The 15,843-nt window shown below is 69.6% G+C and carries 20 protein-coding genes and 1 other RNA gene; 11 read left to right on the top strand and 10 right to left on the bottom strand.

What is annotated here, in order from left to right; genetic code table 11:
* The first annotated feature begins 9 nt into the window (after positions 1 to 9).
* Positions 10 to 903 carry a phosphoserine phosphatase SerB gene (gene serB, locus FVE89_RS24065; protein ID WP_161392714.1) on the top strand — a complete coding sequence of 298 codons (894 nt, stop codon included), beginning with the start codon at positions 10 to 12 and terminating at the stop codon, positions 901 to 903.
* 4 nt (positions 904 to 907) lie between these two features.
* Here the strand turns inward: serB and FVE89_RS24060 are convergent, their stop codons facing one another.
* The 7 genes from FVE89_RS24060 to FVE89_RS24030 all read right to left on the bottom strand — a co-directional run bounded on the left by FVE89_RS24060 (position 908) and on the right by FVE89_RS24030 (position 7,715).
* A complete protein-coding gene (locus FVE89_RS24060; RefSeq protein WP_161392713.1) occupies positions 908 to 1,282 on the bottom strand; it encodes a hypothetical protein in 375 nt (124 codons plus the stop codon).
* 143 nt (positions 1,283 to 1,425) lie between these two features.
* Entirely contained in the window at positions 1,426 to 2,958 is a 1,533-nt protein-coding gene (locus tag FVE89_RS24055) for a DegQ family serine endoprotease (RefSeq protein ID WP_161392712.1), read from the bottom strand.
* A gap of 109 nt (positions 2,959 to 3,067) precedes the next feature.
* Positions 3,068 to 4,033, bottom strand: a complete 966-nt coding sequence (locus FVE89_RS24050) for a protease modulator HflC (RefSeq protein WP_161392711.1) — start codon at positions 4,031 to 4,033, stop codon at positions 3,068 to 3,070.
* Positions 4,030 to 5,205 carry an FtsH protease activity modulator HflK gene (hflK, locus tag FVE89_RS24045; protein ID WP_161392710.1) on the bottom strand — a complete coding sequence of 392 codons (1,176 nt, stop codon included), beginning with the start codon at positions 5,203 to 5,205 and terminating at the stop codon, positions 4,030 to 4,032. Before hflK ends, FVE89_RS24050 begins: the two co-directional genes overlap by 4 nt.
* 295 nt (positions 5,206 to 5,500) lie before the next feature.
* Complete coding sequence (locus tag FVE89_RS24040; protein ID WP_161392709.1) at positions 5,501 to 5,989, bottom strand: dihydrofolate reductase; 489 nt, start codon at positions 5,987 to 5,989, stop codon at positions 5,501 to 5,503.
* A complete protein-coding gene (locus FVE89_RS24035; protein ID WP_161392737.1) occupies positions 5,986 to 6,780 on the bottom strand; it encodes a thymidylate synthase in 795 nt (264 codons plus the stop codon). The genes FVE89_RS24040 and FVE89_RS24035 overlap by 4 nt, the downstream gene beginning before the upstream one ends.
* Positions 6,781 to 6,857: 77 nt before the next feature.
* A complete protein-coding gene (locus FVE89_RS24030; protein ID WP_161392708.1) occupies positions 6,858 to 7,715 on the bottom strand; it encodes a CPBP family intramembrane glutamic endopeptidase in 858 nt (285 codons plus the stop codon).
* Here FVE89_RS24030 and ssrA point away from each other — a divergent pair.
* The 4 genes from ssrA to FVE89_RS31595 all read left to right on the top strand — a co-directional run bounded on the left by ssrA (position 7,707) and on the right by FVE89_RS31595 (position 9,221).
* Positions 7,707 to 8,089, top strand: a transfer-messenger RNA (tmRNA) gene (gene ssrA / locus FVE89_RS24025). The two genes, FVE89_RS24030 and ssrA, sit on opposite strands and share 9 nt — an antisense overlap.
* Before the next feature lie 66 nt (positions 8,090 to 8,155).
* A complete protein-coding gene (locus FVE89_RS24020; protein WP_161392707.1) occupies positions 8,156 to 8,782 on the top strand; it encodes a ClpXP protease specificity-enhancing factor SspB in 627 nt (208 codons plus the stop codon).
* Positions 8,783 to 8,822: 40 nt separating this feature from the next.
* On the top strand, positions 8,823 to 9,017 hold the full coding sequence (locus tag FVE89_RS24015; RefSeq protein WP_161392706.1) for a hypothetical protein: 195 nt from the start codon (positions 8,823 to 8,825) through the stop codon (positions 9,015 to 9,017).
* A gap of 69 nt (positions 9,018 to 9,086) precedes the next feature.
* Positions 9,087 to 9,221 carry a hypothetical protein gene (locus FVE89_RS31595; protein ID WP_267358045.1) on the top strand — a complete coding sequence of 45 codons (135 nt, stop codon included), beginning with the start codon at positions 9,087 to 9,089 and terminating at the stop codon, positions 9,219 to 9,221.
* A 147-nt stretch (positions 9,222 to 9,368) separates the two neighbouring features.
* Here FVE89_RS31595 and FVE89_RS24010 read toward each other — a convergent pair whose 3' ends face one another.
* Together FVE89_RS24010 and FVE89_RS24005 are read right to left on the bottom strand one after the other, a co-directional pair.
* A complete protein-coding gene (locus FVE89_RS24010; RefSeq protein WP_161392705.1) occupies positions 9,369 to 9,647 on the bottom strand; it encodes a hypothetical protein in 279 nt (92 codons plus the stop codon).
* A gap of 85 nt (positions 9,648 to 9,732) precedes the next feature.
* A complete protein-coding gene (locus FVE89_RS24005) occupies positions 9,733 to 11,127 on the bottom strand; it encodes a cytochrome P450 (RefSeq protein ID WP_161392704.1) in 1,395 nt (464 codons plus the stop codon).
* Positions 11,128 to 11,248: 121 nt separating this feature from the next.
* On the opposite strand from FVE89_RS24005, the gene fumC reads away from it, so the two are divergent.
* The 4 genes from fumC (at position 11,249) to FVE89_RS23985 (ending at position 14,186) form a co-directional block, all read left to right on the top strand.
* On the top strand, positions 11,249 to 12,658 hold the full coding sequence (gene fumC, locus FVE89_RS24000; protein ID WP_161392703.1) for a class II fumarate hydratase: 1,410 nt from the start codon (positions 11,249 to 11,251) through the stop codon (positions 12,656 to 12,658).
* Between the two features lie 54 nt (positions 12,659 to 12,712).
* A complete protein-coding gene (locus FVE89_RS23995) occupies positions 12,713 to 12,910 on the top strand; it encodes a DUF4169 family protein (protein ID WP_161392702.1) in 198 nt (65 codons plus the stop codon).
* A gap of 346 nt (positions 12,911 to 13,256) precedes the next feature.
* Positions 13,257 to 13,487, top strand: coding sequence for a ribbon-helix-helix domain-containing protein (locus FVE89_RS23990; protein ID WP_161392701.1), 231 nt, complete (start codon positions 13,257 to 13,259; stop codon positions 13,485 to 13,487).
* Between the two features lie 81 nt (positions 13,488 to 13,568).
* Positions 13,569 to 14,186: a ParB-like protein gene (locus tag FVE89_RS23985; RefSeq protein WP_161392700.1), complete on the top strand. Its 618-nt coding sequence runs from the start codon at positions 13,569 to 13,571 to the stop codon at positions 14,184 to 14,186.
* Here the strand turns inward: FVE89_RS23985 and FVE89_RS23980 are convergent, their stop codons facing one another.
* Positions 14,187 to 14,570, bottom strand: coding sequence for a PRC-barrel domain-containing protein (locus FVE89_RS23980; protein ID WP_161392699.1), 384 nt, complete (start codon positions 14,568 to 14,570; stop codon positions 14,187 to 14,189).
* Positions 14,571 to 14,676: 106 nt separating this feature from the next.
* Here FVE89_RS23980 and mepA point away from each other — a divergent pair, with 106 nt between their 5' ends.
* Both mepA and FVE89_RS23970 read left to right on the top strand, forming a co-directional pair.
* Entirely contained in the window at positions 14,677 to 15,603 is a 927-nt protein-coding gene (gene mepA, locus FVE89_RS23975) for a penicillin-insensitive murein endopeptidase (RefSeq protein ID WP_161392698.1), read from the top strand.
* A gap of 49 nt (positions 15,604 to 15,652) precedes the next feature.
* Positions 15,653 to 15,838 (top strand): hypothetical protein, encoded by a 186-nt coding sequence (locus FVE89_RS23970; protein WP_161392697.1) that lies wholly within the window; start codon positions 15,653 to 15,655, stop codon positions 15,836 to 15,838.
* Positions 15,839 to 15,843 lie beyond the last annotated feature (5 nt).

Raw genomic sequence — 15,843 nt, 5'->3', positions numbered from 1 at the left:
ACCTCCACGATGCTGGTCGCGGTCCTGATAGCAAACCCGGATCGGCCGTCCATCACCGACGCGGTGCTGGCCGAGACGCGCGCCGTGCTGCGGACGGAGCACCAGCCCCGGATCCTGCACGGGGAGGTCGCGGCCGAGCTGCTGGCCCCGGGCGAGCCCGCCTCCGCGGCGGCACTCACCGACACGCTCCGGACGGCGCTCGCCGGCGAGCCGATCGACCTCGCGGTGCTGCCCGCCGACGCGCATCGGCGCAAGCGCCTGTTCCTGGCCGACATGGATTCCACCATGATCGAGCAGGAATGCATCGACGAACTCGCCGGGACGCTCGGCCTCAAGGATCATGTGGCGGCGATCACCGAGCGTGCGATGCGCGGCGAGATCGCCTTCGAGCCGGCGCTCCGCGAGCGCGTGGCGCTCCTGAAAGACATCCCGGTTGATACGATCGACGGGCTGATCGCCGAGCGGTTGAGCCTCACGCCGGGCGGTCCCACGCTGGTGCGGACGATGCGGGCCCACGGTGCCCGGACCTGTCTCGTCTCGGGCGGCTTTACCCTGTTCACCGGCCCGATCGCCGCGATGATCGGCTTTCACGAGCACCGGTCCAACGTGCTGGGCGTGGCGGGTGGCCGCCTGACCGGCACCGTCGCGGATCCGATCGTCGGCAAGGCCGAGAAGCGCGCTACGCTGATCGAGCTCCGCGGCACGCTCGGCCTCGGCCCCGCGGACACGCTGGCGGTCGGCGACGGCGCCAACGACCTCGACATGCTGGCCGAGGCCGGCCTCGGCGTGGCGTTCCGGGCCAAGCCCGCGGTCGCGGCCGCGGCGCAGGTCCGGGTCGAGCACGGCGACCTGACGGCGCTGCTCTATCTCCAGGGCTACGCGGCGGCGGAGTTCGTGGGGTGAGCGCTCAGGGGAGGGTCCGGGTCAGGGCCACCACGGCGCCCAGCACGGCCAGCGTCTGAAAGCCGATCGCGCCGACAAGCGAGCGCACCGTCTCGACCTTGGCGGAGGCGATGGCGCCCTTTACCGCTTCGCTATCGGCTTTGGTTGTGAGCCGCAGCGCCTCGATGTCTGCCCGGGTCTGAACCTTTAAGGTCTCCACCTCACGGCGAACGAGTTGGATATCGGCCTGAACGTCGCGGATGTCGGCTTTCGTGGCGAGATTTCCGTCGAAGACATCGACCAGAGCGTCGGCCAAGCCTTCGGCCTGCTCGGGCGACAGCTTCGCCTTCTCCCGCAGGGCGCGGGCGAACTTCAAGGTATCGAAGGCGACGGCCGTCATAGGTCCGGGATCGTTCGAGTCACCCTGACTCGCCGCGTGAGTGTGACCGCCCGCGGCTCCGCGTCGATGCTCTGTCCCGATAACAGAAAGGCCGCCGCTCCTCGCGAAGCGACGGCCTGAGATTGTTCGTCCGATGGTGCCGCTCAGTCCAGCCCAAGGGCCACGAACCGCACGTCGCCGGTCGCGCTCGCCACCAGCAGCAGCACCGATTTGCGCCCGTCCTTCTTCAGGGCATCGATCCGCTTGGTGACGTCGGCCGGGCTGTTCACCGCCTCCTGGCCGACCTCCACGATCACCTCGCCGGGCTGGATCCGCTTGTCGGCCGCCGTCGAGTTCGGATCGACCCGGGTGACGACCACGCCCTTCACGGTATCCTTGATCGCGTACTTCTTGCGCAGATCGTCGGTCATGCCGGACAGGTTGAGGCCGAGCGCCTGACGCGTGGCGCTCTCGGGCTCCGGCTGGCGCAGGTTGGCGAACTGCGGCTTGTCGCTGTCTTCCAGGCGACCGAGGGTGACGGGCTTCGTCACCTCCTCGCCCTTGCGCATGACGACCACATCGACCTTCTGGCCCACGGGCGTCGAGGCCACGATCCGCGGCAGGTCGCCCGAGGCCTTCACGGGGGCGCCGTTGAACTTCAGGATCACGTCGCCGACCTCGATGCCGGCGGTCTTGGCTGGGCCCTTCTCGTCGACCCCCGCCACCAGGGCGCCGCGCGCGCCGCCCTTGAGGTTCAGGGCCTCGGCGGTGGCATCATCGACGTTCTGGATACGCACGCCGAGCCAGCCGCGGCGGACCTCGCCGTAATCGCGCAGCTGGTCGATGACGGGCTTGGCCGTGTCGGACGGCACCGCGAAGCCGATGCCGACCGAGCCGCCGGTGGGCGACAGGATCGCCGTGTTGATGCCGATCACCTCGCCGTCCATGTTGAACAGCGGGCCGCCCGAATTGCCCTTGTTGATCGCCGCATCGGTCTGGATGTAGTTGTCGTAGGGTCCGGACTCGATGTTCCGGCCCCGGGCCGAGACGATGCCGGCCGAGACCGAACCGCCGAGGCCGAACGGGTTGCCGATGGCGATCACCCAGTCGCCCGGCCGCATCTTGTCCGAATTGCCGAACGGCACGGCCTTGAGCGGGTGATCGGCCGGCGGCTTCACCCGAAGCACCGCGAGGTCGATCTTCGAATCCTTGCCGACGATCTCGGCCTTCAGCTTGGTGCCGTCGTGCAGGATCACCTGGATGTCGTTGGCATCGCCGATGACGTGGTTGTTGGTCACCACGAGGCCGGCGGCGTCGATGATGAAGCCCGAGCCGAGCGAGTTCGACTTTCGCTGCTGGCGCGGCATGTCGCCATCGCCGCCGCCGCGTCCGCCGCGGCGGTTGAAGAACTCCTCGAACAGATCCTCGAACGGGGTGCCCGGCGGCACCTGCGGCATGGCGCGGCCGCCCCGGGCCTCGACCGTGGTGGAGGCCGAGATGTTCACCACCGCGTCGGTCACCTGCTCGGCGAGGTCGGCCAGCGAGGCCGGACCCTTGGCGAAGGCCGGGACCGGCAGCGCCGCCGTCATCACGGAGGTGCCGACCAGGATCGCCGCCATCAGGCTGCGGGCGCGGGAACGGGGCTGCGCCTTCGCGCGGCCGAAGGGCGCCTCGGGGGTGCGCGCGACGGGGTGCATGATCGACCTCTTCAAGACCGCGTTTCCGGCTCCGCGGATCCCCGACCGAAGATCGGGGTCCGCATGGTGTCGCACAAGAGAGTTCCCGGGCGCCGGGGCGCCAGCACGCTCAGCGTGCGGCGCCGGCGGTGGAGCCGGTGGTGGCGCTCGGATCGACCGGCCCGCGCGGGGGCCGCGCCGCCGCCGCAGCGGCCCGGCCCTGCGGGTCGCTGAAGTAGCGGAAGAAATCCGTGTTCGGGCTGATCACCAAGCGCGTGTCCGACCCTTTCAGCCCCGTCTCGTAGGCCTGCATCGACCGGTAGAAGCTGAAGAAGTCCGCATCCTTGCCGAACGCCTCGGCGAGGATCCGGTTCTTGTCGGCGTCGCCCTGGCCGCGCAGCTGCTCGGATTTCTGGGTCGCCTCGGCCAGGATCACCGTGACCTCGCGGTCGGCCTTGGCGCGGATCGTGGCGGCGATCTGGTCGCCGTTGGCGCGGATGTCGGCGGCCTCGCGCTCGCGCTCGGTCTTCATCCGCTTGTAGACCGCGGCCGAGTTCTGCGCCGGAAGGTCGACCCGGGTCATGCGCAGGTCGACGATCTCGATGCCGAGCGCCTTGGCCTGCCGGTTCACGTCCTCCTGGATCTGGTGCATCAGCTGGCCGCGATCGGTCTTCACGATCGCGTCGCGGGTCGAGCGGGCGAGCACGTTGCGCAGGCCGGAATTGGTGAAGCTCGCGAGCCGCTGGTTGGCCAGGCCGATATTGCCCACCGCCTGGTAGAAGCGCAGCGGATCGAGGATCCGGTAGCGGGCGAAGGCGTCCACCTCCAGGTTCTGGCGGTCGGCCGTCAGCACCGTCTGGACCGGCAGGTCGAGGTCGAGCACGCGCTTGTCGAAGATGACCACGTTCTCCATGAACGGGATCTTGAAGTAGAGGCCGGGCTTGTCCTCGCCGGTGGCGTTGAGGACGGCGCGGACGCGGCCGAATTGCAGCACCAGCGCCTGCTGCATCTGGCCGACGGTGAAGATCGACGCGTAAAGGCCGATCGCGACGATCGCGGCGACCGCGATCAGGCCGGTGCGGAGCGCCTGCTTCATCGGCCGGCTCCCGTCTGGGTCTGGGCCCGGGCGCCGAACTCCGAGAGCGGTAGCACCGGCAGCACGCCGGCCGCATTCGCGTTGCCCGGCTGTGTCCCGTTCTGGTCGATGATCACCTTGTTCACGGAGCCCAGGACCTTCTCCATCGTCTCCAGGAAGATCCGCTCGCGGCTGATCGCCGGGGCGGCCTTGTAGGAGGCGTAGACCTCGCTGAAGCGCGCCGCCTGGCCGGTGGCGTCGGCGGTCGCCTTGGTCCGGTAGGCCTCGGCCTGCTGGACGATCTGGGACGCCTTGCCGCGGGCCTGCGGCACCTCGCGGCTCGCGTAGGTCTTGGCCTCGTTCTGCGCCGTGTCGGCGTCCTGCTGGGCCGCGTTCACGTCGATGAAGGCGGGGCGCACCTCCGGCGGCGGGTTGACCGAGACGAGCTGCACCACCTCGATCCGCACGCCGGCGCCGTACTCGTCGAGCGCCTTCTGGACCATTTCCTTCACCTCCTGGGCGATGCTCGACTGCTCGTTGGTGAGGATCGCCTGGATGTTGCGGCGGCCGATCACCTCGCGCATCGCGCTCTCGGAGATCGCCTTGATGGTGCCCTCCGGATTCTGGAGGTTGAACACGAAGTCGGACGCCTTCAGCGGGTTCACCCGCCACTGAACCTCGAAATCGAGATCGACGATGTTCTCGTCGCCGGTGAGCATCAGGCTCTCGTCCGGCACGTCGCGGTTGCGGCTCTGACCGCCCGGGCCGGCGCGGAAGCCGATCTGGATCGAATTCTGCGAGCCGACATCGGGCTTGACCACGCCGCCGATCGGATAGGGGAAGTTGTAGCGCAGGCCCTCGCCCTTGGTGCCGACGTAGCGGCCGAAGATCGTCTCAATGCCGACCTGCCGCGGGTAGACGGTGTAGAAGCCGGTGGCGAGCCAGACCGCGATGGCGAGGGCTGCGATCACCGCCGCGCTGCGGCCACTGCCGAGGCCGGTCGAGCCGCCGCCGCCGTAGCCGCCGGTGCCGCCGCCGCCCGGGATCAGGCCGCGCAGCCGGTCCTGCCCGCGCCGGAGCAGATCCTCGAGGTTCGGCGGCGTCTTGCCGCCGTTGCCCCACGGGCCACCGCCGCCGTTGCCGCCGGGCCGGCCCCAGGGGCCTCCGCCGCCGCTCTGATTGCTCCAAGGCATCCTAGCCGTCGTCTCCCGCCTGTCCGCGCCCAACCGACATGCCGGCCGGCGCCCCGATCAGTGCCCCTTGCCTGAACGGCCACGCTCGCCCGCCTAGTCCCGTCCGTCTGGGCAGATCGCCGTGCCGTCCGGCCTGGATGGAGGCCTAAACACTTGCACGGGCGCCTCTTCCCGCAGGACGCGCAAGCCCGACGTGAGCACGCGCACCCGACAGGCACCTGCGGGCGCATGCCCCGTGCTGTCAAGGCTGGCAGGTGGGCATGCAGGGCGCAGAAGGCAAATGCGGCGGCGCGCCTCAGCGCACGCGTTCCCAATCGACGAATGCGAAAGCGTGCTCGTCGCGGGGACCGGCGGTGTGCGCCTCCCGCAACGTCTCGCGGAACTGGGCCTGGTCGAAGGCCGGAAACCGTACGTCGCCCTCGGGCTCGGCCGCGACCTCGGTCAGGTGGAGGCGATCGGCCTGCGGGAGTGCGAGGGCGTAGATCTCGGCGCCGCCCACCACCATCAGTTCCGCGCCGGCGGCGGCCAGCGCAGCCTCCCAGTCGTGGACGGTCTCGGCGCCCTCCGCCCGGAAGGCGCGGTCGCGGGTCAGCACCAGCGTGTGGCGCCCCGGCAGCGGCCGGCCGATCGAGTCCCAGGTCCGGCGACCCATCAGCATCGGCTTGCCCAGGGTGAGCGCCTTGAACCGCTTCAGGTCGCTGGACAAATGCCATGCGAGGCCGTTGTCGCGCCCGATCACGCCGTTGCGGGCGACCGCCGCCACCAGGGAGACGATCGGCTTCATACCGCCACCGGCGCGGCGATGGCGGGATGCGGGTCGTAATTCTCGATTGTGATGTCCTCGTACCGGAAGGCGAAGAGGTCGCGCACCGCCGGATTGAGCCGCAGCTGCGGCAGCGGGCGGGGTGTCCGGCTCAGGAGGGTTCGGGTCTGCTCAAGGTGGTTCCGGTACAGATGCGCGTCGCCGAAGGTGTGGACGAAGTCGCCGACGCCGAGGCCGGTCACCTGCGCGATCATGTGGGTCAGGAGCGCGTAGCTCGCGATGTTGAACGGCACGCCGAGAAAAGCGTCGGCCGACCGCTGGTAGAGCTGGCAGGAGAGCCGCCCCTCGCTCACGTAGAACTGGAACAGGCAGTGGCAGGGGGCGAGCGCCATCTTGTCGAGGTCGGCCGGGTTCCAGGCCGAGACGATCAGGCGGCGGGACTCCGGGTTGCGCCGGATCTCGTCGAGCACCCAGGCGATCTGATCGACGGTGCCGCCGTCGGGTTTTTGCCAGGAGCGCCATTGCTTGCCGTAGACGGGTCCGAGGTCGCCGTGTTCGTCGGCCCACTCGTCCCAGATCGTCACGCCGTTGGCCCGGAGCGCGGCCACGTTGGTGTCGCCGGCCAGGAACCAGAGCAGCTCGTGGATGATCGAGCGCAGGTGCAGGCGCTTCGTGGTGACCAGCGGAAAGCCGGCCGACAGATCGAAGCGCATCTGGTGGCCGAACACCGAGAGTGTCCCGGTGCCGGTGCGGTCGTCCTTGGCGGCGCCCGCGTCGAGGATGCGCCGGAGCAGGTCGTGGTAAGCGTCCATCCGCCATTCCTGCGCGTCGGCAGGCCGCCCGGCAAGTTCGACGCCGACATATGCACCGCCGTCGCGCATCATGGTGATCAGCCCGGCCACAGCAGGTAGGTCACGAGGGCGAGGTTCGACCAGCCGTGGAGCGCGATGCCGGGCCAGAGGCGACCGGTCCGCCAGCGCAGCCAGCCGAGGGCGAAGGCCAGGGGCAGCAGCGAGACCGGCCGGGCGAGCCCCCAGGCCGAGATGTGGGCGGCCGCGAAGATCAGAGCGGTGACCAGGATCGCCCCGACCGGCCCTACGGCCGATTGAGCGCGAGCGAAGGCCTCGCCGCGCAGCAGCAGTTCTTCCGCGACGGGGGCGAGGATCGTGAGGTAGGCGAGCCACGCCGCCACCGCGGCCTGACTCATGAACGGCGACAGCCGCACGTGCTGGCCGAAGCTCGCGCCGAACAGCTCCGCCGTGCCGGTCACCCAGGCGATGTGCAGCACCGGCCAGACCAGGAGGATCCCCAGCAGGATGACGGGCCGCATCCCGTTCGGGTGCTCCCGGTCGAGGGCGAGGCGGCGGCGCCAGCCGGTCCGGTCCCGCCACCACGCCCCGCCGATGACCAGAACGGCGAGGAAGACCTGCCGCAGCGCATCGACCGCGAAGGCCCGGTGGGCGAGTTCCACCGCGCCGAGGAACGGGCGCCGCTCCGGCGGCAGGAACGGGTCGATCCCGTTCCACAGGTCGAACCCGACCCGTACGGCGGCGAGCGACAGCAGGCTCGCCGCGCCGAGATAGAAGACCACGAGGCCGATCAGGGCGCCGAGGCGCCAGGTCGTGGCCCAGAGCCGGTCGAGACGGGTCCGTTCGTCCGGCGTGGGGCCATGGGACTGCGCACTTCCGGCAACAGCCTCGCCCGGAGGCGCGATAAGAGGCGGCGGCGCGACACGATCGGGCTTCAAAACCGGACCGATCCCCTCTATATCTCGGGAGCCGGTCGCGAGGCCGGCTATGGCGATAAACGTTCTTCGCAATAAACCTATCGGACCCGGGGGCGGTACCCGGCGCCTCCACCCGAACCCAGGACATGCTGCCGCAAGGCGCGTGACCGCGAGCCTGGGTTCCGGCGGGGGCGAAATAGGATCGACGAGGGCGTAAAGGTTGGACTTTCGCTCGGCATGGTTCCGCCGTTATCGGGCCTTTGCAATAGTTGCCAACGACAACTTTGCTCCGGTGGCGGTGGCCGCGTAAGCGGTCCCCAAAACCGACCTAAAGTCCTAGCGGGTAGCACCGCATAGGCGGGGTTCGGAGGCACCTGGCAACAGAAGCCTCCACTTCCAATTCCTCGGTCCGGCCATCCGCGGCGGGGCGCCGGGCAGACCGGGCGAGAGCGCGACCGCAGATGGCAGACGACCTGATCCGCTACGATCTTCTGGTGCAGGACGCCCTGCGCGGCGTGGTGCGCAAGGTGCTGACCGACGCGGCCCGCGAGGGGCTGATGGGCGAGCACCATTTCTACGTCTCGTTCCGGACGGAGGCGCCCGGCGTGCGGATGTCGCAGGCCCTGCGCGAGAAGTACCCGCAGGACATGACGATCGTCCTGCAACACCAGTTCTGGGACCTCAACGTCACCGAGCACGCCTTCGAGGTCGGCCTGTCCTTCTCGGGCGTGCCGGAGCGGCTGCTGGTGCCGTTCGACGCCCTGTCGGGCTTCTTCGATCCTTCCGTGCAGTTCGGCCTGAAGTTCGACCTCAGCGAGGCCGGCGAGGCGCCCGAGGAGGCGAACGCCGCCCCGGCCAAGGCCGGCCCGCGCGGCGCGGGTTCCGAGCCCGGCGAGGTTCGGCCCAAGGGCGCCGGGCTCGCCACGATCGGCGCGGCTGCGCCGAAGGGCTTGCCGGCTCCCGCGGCGGCGAGCGACAAGGGCTCGCCCAAGCCGGACGAGAAGGCGCCCCGCCCCGCCGCCAAGAAGGAGGGCGAGGAGGCCGGCGCCGAGGTCGTGAGCCTGGACGCGTTCCGCAAGAAGAGCTGAAGTCTTCCGAGGCCGAATCGACGGCCCGGGGATTTCAGGGGTGGATGAAGGGGTCGCGCAGCCGGGTCTGTCGGCGGGCGAGCGGAAGCACCGCGCCAAGCGCTTCAACGAGGGGCTGAAGCTGGCTGCGAACCTGTTCAATTCGTCGGCCATCGCCACGATCGGCATCGCGGTCATCAACCCCTCGCGCAACGGCATCTGGATCTGTTCTCAGATGGCGGTTGGACTTTGCTGATCGCCGCGATCGTCCTACATTTGATAGGTCAGATCATGATCAGATTCCTGCGTTCGCAGGATTGATCGCATGACCCAAGCTTATGCCAATCAGATTCTCGCGCTGGCGCTTGGGATGTCGGCACTCGGCCTCGGCGGTGTCTTCATTGCGTCACGGCTCTACGACCGAAAAACTCGTCAGCTTGAGGCGCGGCGGGGCGATTAGAGTACGTCCGAACGAAACGGATCCGATTGCCGGCATCGACCGAGCTGAACGACCTGCTCGATGATCGACCAGCGAGCTGACACGCAGCGCAGGCAGGATTTCGGATCACGCCATCGGCTCATCAGCCTGTCGTGACCCTGTAGACGGTCATGGGCTCAGCAGTTTAACGAACGCGGCGCCCGCGCCAAAGAATGCGGCCGCTGCCGCCATGCCGGCAAAAGCGATGGAGAGCGGCGCCAAGATGTGGTCTCGACCGAGCTTCAGTGTCTCGGCGTGCAGCTTCGCCGCCTCGGCCTGGAGCTTGGTCTGTTCGTCGATCAGCTTACGTTGCTCGGCGACGAACTTTTCCGTCTCCGCATTGGAGCGCAGGACGCGGGCAACCTGCTCGGCGTAGTCCAGCGTTGCGGGAGCAGCGGTATCGGCCATCGCGATTCGTGCCTGATTCCAGCCGGGGCGACTCTCTATGCGCGCGTCAGCAATGTGAGAACGCACGGGGAACCCGTCAACCCGCTCACGCCCGCCCCTCGGCCTCCATACGCAGCCCGTGCTCCGGCCGCAGCGTCACCCGGTGCAGCGGCGTGACCGGCGGGTGATCGGCCGGCAGGTGGAACCGCACCGCCCGCACGATATGCGCCAGCAGGATCACCGCCTCCTGCACCGAAAAACTTTGCCCGATGCAGACCCGCGGCCCCGCCCCGAACGGCAGGTAGGTGAAGCGCGCGATGCTGTCGCGGTTCTCGGGCAGGAACCGTTCCGGCACGAAGGCCTCCGGGTCGTCCCAGAGCAACTGGTGGCGGTGGAGCACCCAAGGCGCCACCATCACCAGCGAGCCCCGCGGCACCTTGATCCGCCCGAACCGGTCGTCCCGCACCGCCTGCCGGCTGAGGAACGGCACCGGCGGGAACAGGCGCATCGCCTCCTCGATCACCGCCCGCGTGTAGGGCAGCCGCTCCACGGCAAAGCCCCCCGGCCCGGCGGCGTCGATCTCGGCCTCAAGCCGCGCCTGGGCGGCGGGATCCTGCGACAGGCAGTAGAGGGTCCAGGTCAGGGAATTGGCGGTGGTCTCGTGGCCGGCCGCGATGAAGGTGACGATGTTGGCCTTCACGGCGAGGTCCGAGAGGCCGGTGCCGGTCTCGGGGTCCTGCGCGGCGAGCAGCAGCGTCAGCAGATCCCGCGGCGCCTCGCCCTGCGCCATCAGCGCCTTGCGCCGGGCGATCAGTTCGTCGACCACCTCGGCGAAGAAGCGCCCCGCCGGCCGCGCCCGCAGGCGGCCGATCCGCGGCACGAAATCGGGCACGCCGAACACGTCCAGCGGGTCGATCGGCCCCACCGCCTCTAAAAACCGGGTGATCGCGCGCCCGAGGGCATCCGGATCGCTCGGCAAGCCATGCGTGAAAATCGTCCGCTCCAGCACGTCCAGCGTGACGCGGGTCATCTCCAGCGCGACATCGACCTGTTTGCCGGCCCGGCGGGCGAGGCGCCGGCCGAGGCGCGCGCCGGCGGCGTTCATCGCGTCGGAAAAGCCCTGGACCGTGCGGGCGTTGAAGATCGGCGCCAGCGTCCGGCGCTGGAGCCGCCACTCGTCGCCCTCGGCGCTGAGCAGGCCGTTGCCGAGCCCGGGCGCCAGGACGCGCCGCTGGAGATCGTCCTTGCGGTAGTTCTCGGCCTTCTCGATCAGCACGGAGCGAATCAGCGCCGGGTCGCTCACCAGGGTGATCCGGCCCATCGCGCCCTCGGCGGCCACGACCGGCAGCTTGAAATGCGCGTCCATCCAGGTGGTGATCGGGTTCTTCCGCGCCGCCCGCAGGAACGCGAACAGGCCGAGCGGTTCCGTCAGCGGAGGCGGCACGGTCGGGCGGAACCGGGCGGCGGCCTTCGGCTCGGAGAGATCGATCGTCGCGCTCATCGGCTCCTTGTCCGGCGGAACAGAGCCCCGCTCTTGTCGGTGCGCCGGGGCAAACCGGCATCGCGATTCACCCGCGCCTCATTTAAGTAGGCACCGCACTGCACCAGACGTAGAGGCCACGATGTCGCCCACCGAGACCGCCACCCGCACCGAGTCCGACACCTTCGGTCCGATCGAGGTCCCGGCGCATCGCTACTGGGGCGCGCAGACCCAGCGCTCGATCCAGAACTTCAAGATCGGCACCGACCGGATGCCGGCGCCGCTCGTCCACGCGCTCGGCCTCGTGAAGCAGGCCGCCGCCCTGGTGAACAAGGATCTCGGCGCCCTCGACGCGAAGCTCGCCGACGCCATCGCCGCCGCGGCCGCCGAGGTGGTGGAGGGTCGCTACGACGACGAGTTCCCCCTCGTCATCTACCAGACCGGCTCGGGCACCCAGTCCAATATGAACGCCAACGAGGTGATCGCGAGCCTCGCCAACGAGCGCCTCGGGGGCCAGCGCGGCGGCAAGTCGCCGGTCCACCCGAACGACCATTGCAACCGCGGCCAGTCCTCGAACGACACCTTCCCCACCGCCATGCACATCGCGGTGGCCCGCGAGATCCAGGGCCGCCTGCTTCCGGCGCTCTCCCACCTGCACGGGGCGCTCGACGCCAAGGCCAAGGCCTTCGACTCGATCGTCAAGATCGGCCGCACCCACCTGCAGGACGCGACGCCGGTCTCCCTCGGCCAGGAATTTTCGGGTTATGCCGCCCAAGTGGCGCTCGGCGGCTCGCGGGTCGCCGCGACCCTGCCGGGGGTGCTGGCGCTCGCCCAGGGCGGCACCGCGGTCGGCACCGGGCTCAACGCCCATCCGGAATTCGCCGAGCGCTTCGCCGCCAAGGTCGCGGAGCTGACCGGCCTGCCCTTCACCTCCGCCGAGAACAAGTTCGAGGCGCTGGCCACCCACGACGCCCTCGTGTTCACGCAGGGCGCGCTGTCGGCGCTGGCCGCCGGCCTGTTCAAGATCGCCCAGGACATCCGCTTCCTCGGCTCGGGCCCGCGCTCGGGCCTCGGCGAGCTGTCGCTCCCTGAGAACGAGCCCGGCTCGTCGATCATGCCCGGCAAGGTCAACCCGACCCAGTGCGAGGCCCTGACCATGGTCTGCGCCCAGGTCATCGGCAACGGCACCACGGTGAGCTTCGCCGGCTCCCAGGGCAATTTCGAGCTCAACGTGTTCAAGCCGGTGATCGCCAACGCGGTGCTGCAATCGATCCGCCTGCTGGCCGACGCGGCGATCAGCTTCACCGACAATTGCGTGGTCGGCATCAAGGCCAACGCGGACAAGATCGCCGACCTGATGAGCCGTTCGCTCATGCTGGTGACCGCGCTCGCCCCCTCGATCGGCTACGACAAGGCCGCCGAGATCGCCAAGACCGCGCACAAGAACGGCACCACCCTCAAGGAGGAGGCCCTGCGCCTCGGCTACGTGACCGAGGAGGAGTTCGAGCGTGTGGTCCGGCCGGAGACCATGCTGGCGCCGAGCGCCGATTAGCTTTTTGGGACTTGCCGGCGCGGGGTCCCCCGCGCCGGTCACGGGAGGCGATCCATGGCTGAGATCATCAACCTGCGTCAGGTCCGCAAGGCGAAGGCCCGCGCGGTCGAGGACGCGAAGGCCGAGTCGAACCGGATCGCCTTCGGCCAGCCGAAGAAAGCCAAGACCCTCCAGCAGCGGCGCAAGGCCCTGGAGACCGAGCGCCACGAGGGTCACCGCCTCGAACGGCCCGATACCGATCCGGCGGAATGAGGGTCGACCGTAGTCCTTTCGAGGTGTTTGGCCGAGGCGCGGCGCGCGATCCGCACCACCGGGTCATGCCGCGCGCCCTTTCCCGGACAGGTGGAGCGCAGCGGAACCTGATCCGGGATCCAGCACGAAAAGCGCCGCGTCAGCGGCACAGGTCGATCCAGTTCGACGCTTCGCGACGTCCTGTGCCGGATCCCGGGTCGCATTCCGCTGGCGCTCCATACGCCCGGGAAAAGGCAGCGTTCCGGATACGAGGGCCGGCGCCGAACCGGCTCGACGCCCCGTCTCGGGTCTTGGGCCGATACCCTGAAACGGCTGGCGTCAGCCTCTTCGGCGGTGCGCGCTCGATATGAGCGCCGGCCTCACCAAGCATTCCGTGATGATCGCGGGCCACCGCACCAGCGTGTCCCTGGAGGATCCGTTCTGGACGGCCCTGCGCGAGGTCGCGGAGGCGCGGGGCCAGTCGGTCCAGGCGCTGATCGGCGCGATCGATGCCGGGCGCGGCGGCCAGAATCTCTCCTCGGCGATCCGGGTCTTCGTGCTGGAGGCGGTGCGCAGGCCGGTGATCCAGCAAACGTGAGCGCGGGCACCCCGGCTTGACCTTCCGACCGGCTGCACTTTGTGACATCTGCGTGACAGAACCCCGTAGGACCTGCGACTCATGACCACACGCGAACCGCTGCTCAAGCCCATCCCGATCGCCGAGCTGCGGCCGACCCAGATGACGGTGGGCTACCGGGAGGTGCAGGAGAAGCGCCGGCGCTGGCGCGCCTATGACGGCGAGAAGAAGCGGGAATTCCTCGGCGCCCACATGATCCCGACGGTGCTGGGCCCGAAGAAGCGCCACTACGTCGTCGACCATCACCACCTCTCCCGCGCTTTGCAGGAGGAGGGCGTCAAGGACGTGCTGGTGACGGTGATCGCCGACCTCCACCATCTCGAGAAGGATGCCTTCTGGACGGTCTGCGACCACAAGGCGTGGGTCTATCCCTACGATGCCGAGGGCGTGCGCCGCGACTTCAAGGACCTCCCGAAGGCGATCGCCGACCTCGCCGACGATCCCTTCCGCAGCCTCGCGGGCGAGTTGCGCCGGGCCGGCGGCTTCGCCAAGGACACGACGCCGTTCAGCGAGTTCCTGTGGGCGGACTTCCTCCGGCGCAACATCAAGGAGAAGCGGGTCGAGAACGATTTCTCCGCTGCCCTGGAGAAGGCCATGGCGCTGGCCAAGTCCAAGGATGCCGGCTACCTCCCGGGCTGGTGCGGTCCTTCGGAGGGCTGATCAGATCCCCCAATAGGGCGCCGCGTCGTAGTAGCGGTGGATCTGCTCCTCCCAGGCGCCGTCCGCGGCCGGATCGGTGCCCTCGGGGGTGCGGGCCGGGGCGGCGCGGAGCTGGTCCTCCGTGATGTCGAGCACGTAGGCGTCCTGCCGGGGCTCGAACCGGAGCACCGACCAGGGCAACGTGTAGAAATCCTCGCCGAGGCCCAGGAAGCCGCCGAAACTCATCACCGCGTAGGCGACCCGGCCCGAGACCTTGTCGAGCATCAGCCGCTCGATCCGGCCGACCCGGGTCCCGTCGGGCCGGCGCACATCGGTGCCGATGACCCGGTCGCTGGCGATCAGGCGGCGGGGTTCCCGCAGGGCGGGCTGATCGGTCGCTGACATGGGCGCCTCCCGATATGTCGCGTGTCTGCCCGAAAAACGCCCCGGGCGTGGCCCACGTTCCGGCCCGCACCCGCGCCCGCCCTCTCAGACGGACGACCCTCAACGCATGCCGCGCCCCGCCTCGTCCCTGGCCCAGAGCCTCGCACTCGCCGCCCTGCTCCTGCCGGCCGCCGCGCAGGCTCAGGATCGCGGCAGCGTCAATCCAAAGCCCCTGCCGCCGCTTGAACATCCGGACGCGCCTTCGACGCCCGCCAAGGCGCTGTTCGGCCGGGTGACGAAGGCTTCGGCCGGGCCAGCCCATATCTACGGGTTCTACGCGAAGGGCTGCTTCGCCGGCGGTGAGGCGCTGCCCCTCGACGGGCCGAACTGGCAGGTCATGCGCCCGTCCCGCAACCGGATGTGGGGCACGCCCTACCTCGTCGACTTCATCGAGCGCCTGTCGCAGAAGGCCACCCGGGTCGGCTGGCCGGGTCTGCTCGTCGGCGACATGGCCCAGCCCCGGGGCGGCCCGATGATCACCGGCCACGCCTCGCACCAGATCGGCATCGACGCGGACGTCTGGCTGACACCGATGCCCGATCACCGCATGAGCCGGGCGGAGCGCGAGGAGACCTCCGCCACCGACATGGTCCGGCCCGACCGCCTCGACATCGACCCGGAGGTCTGGACGCCGACCCACCTGCAACTGATCAAGCTCACCGCCGAGCAGCCGGAGGTGGAGCGCATCTTCGTCAACGCGGCGATCAAGAAGGCGCTGTGCCGCGAGGCCGCGGGCAGCCGCTGGATGTCCAAGGTGCGCCCGATGTACGGGCACAACTACCACTACCATATCCGGCTCGCCTGCCCGGCCGGCCAGGAGGATTGCCAGCACCAAGCCCCGCCGCCCGGCGGCGACGGCTGCGACGACCTCGGCTACTGGTTCTCGGACGCGGTGCTGCATCCGAAGCCCCCGAAGGTGCCGCCGAAGCCCAAGCCCGCCATGACCATGGCGGCGCTCCCCGCGGCGTGCCGGGCGGTGTTGAAGGCGCCCTGAGGCGAACGGAGGCGGTTCGCGAACCGGCGCGATGTGCTAACGCCCCGGGATGCCCCGCTGGCTCTTCCTCATCCTCGCCGCCGCCGTCGCCCTCTCGGTGCTGGGCAGCGTGCTGATCGTGCTGCGCAGCCCGAACAGCACGCCCCAGCTCGGCGGCAATTTCCTCGCCCCCGGCGCGCCGGGCATGCAGCCCAAGCCCGGCAGGGCCCAAGATTCATCGGGCGGCAAACCCTGACACCA

It is taken from the genome of Methylobacterium sp. 2A (assembly GCF_009806555.1).
Lineage (GTDB): Bacteria > Pseudomonadota > Alphaproteobacteria > Rhizobiales > Beijerinckiaceae > Methylobacterium.
This window is presented reverse-complemented; position numbering and strand designations above follow the sequence as displayed.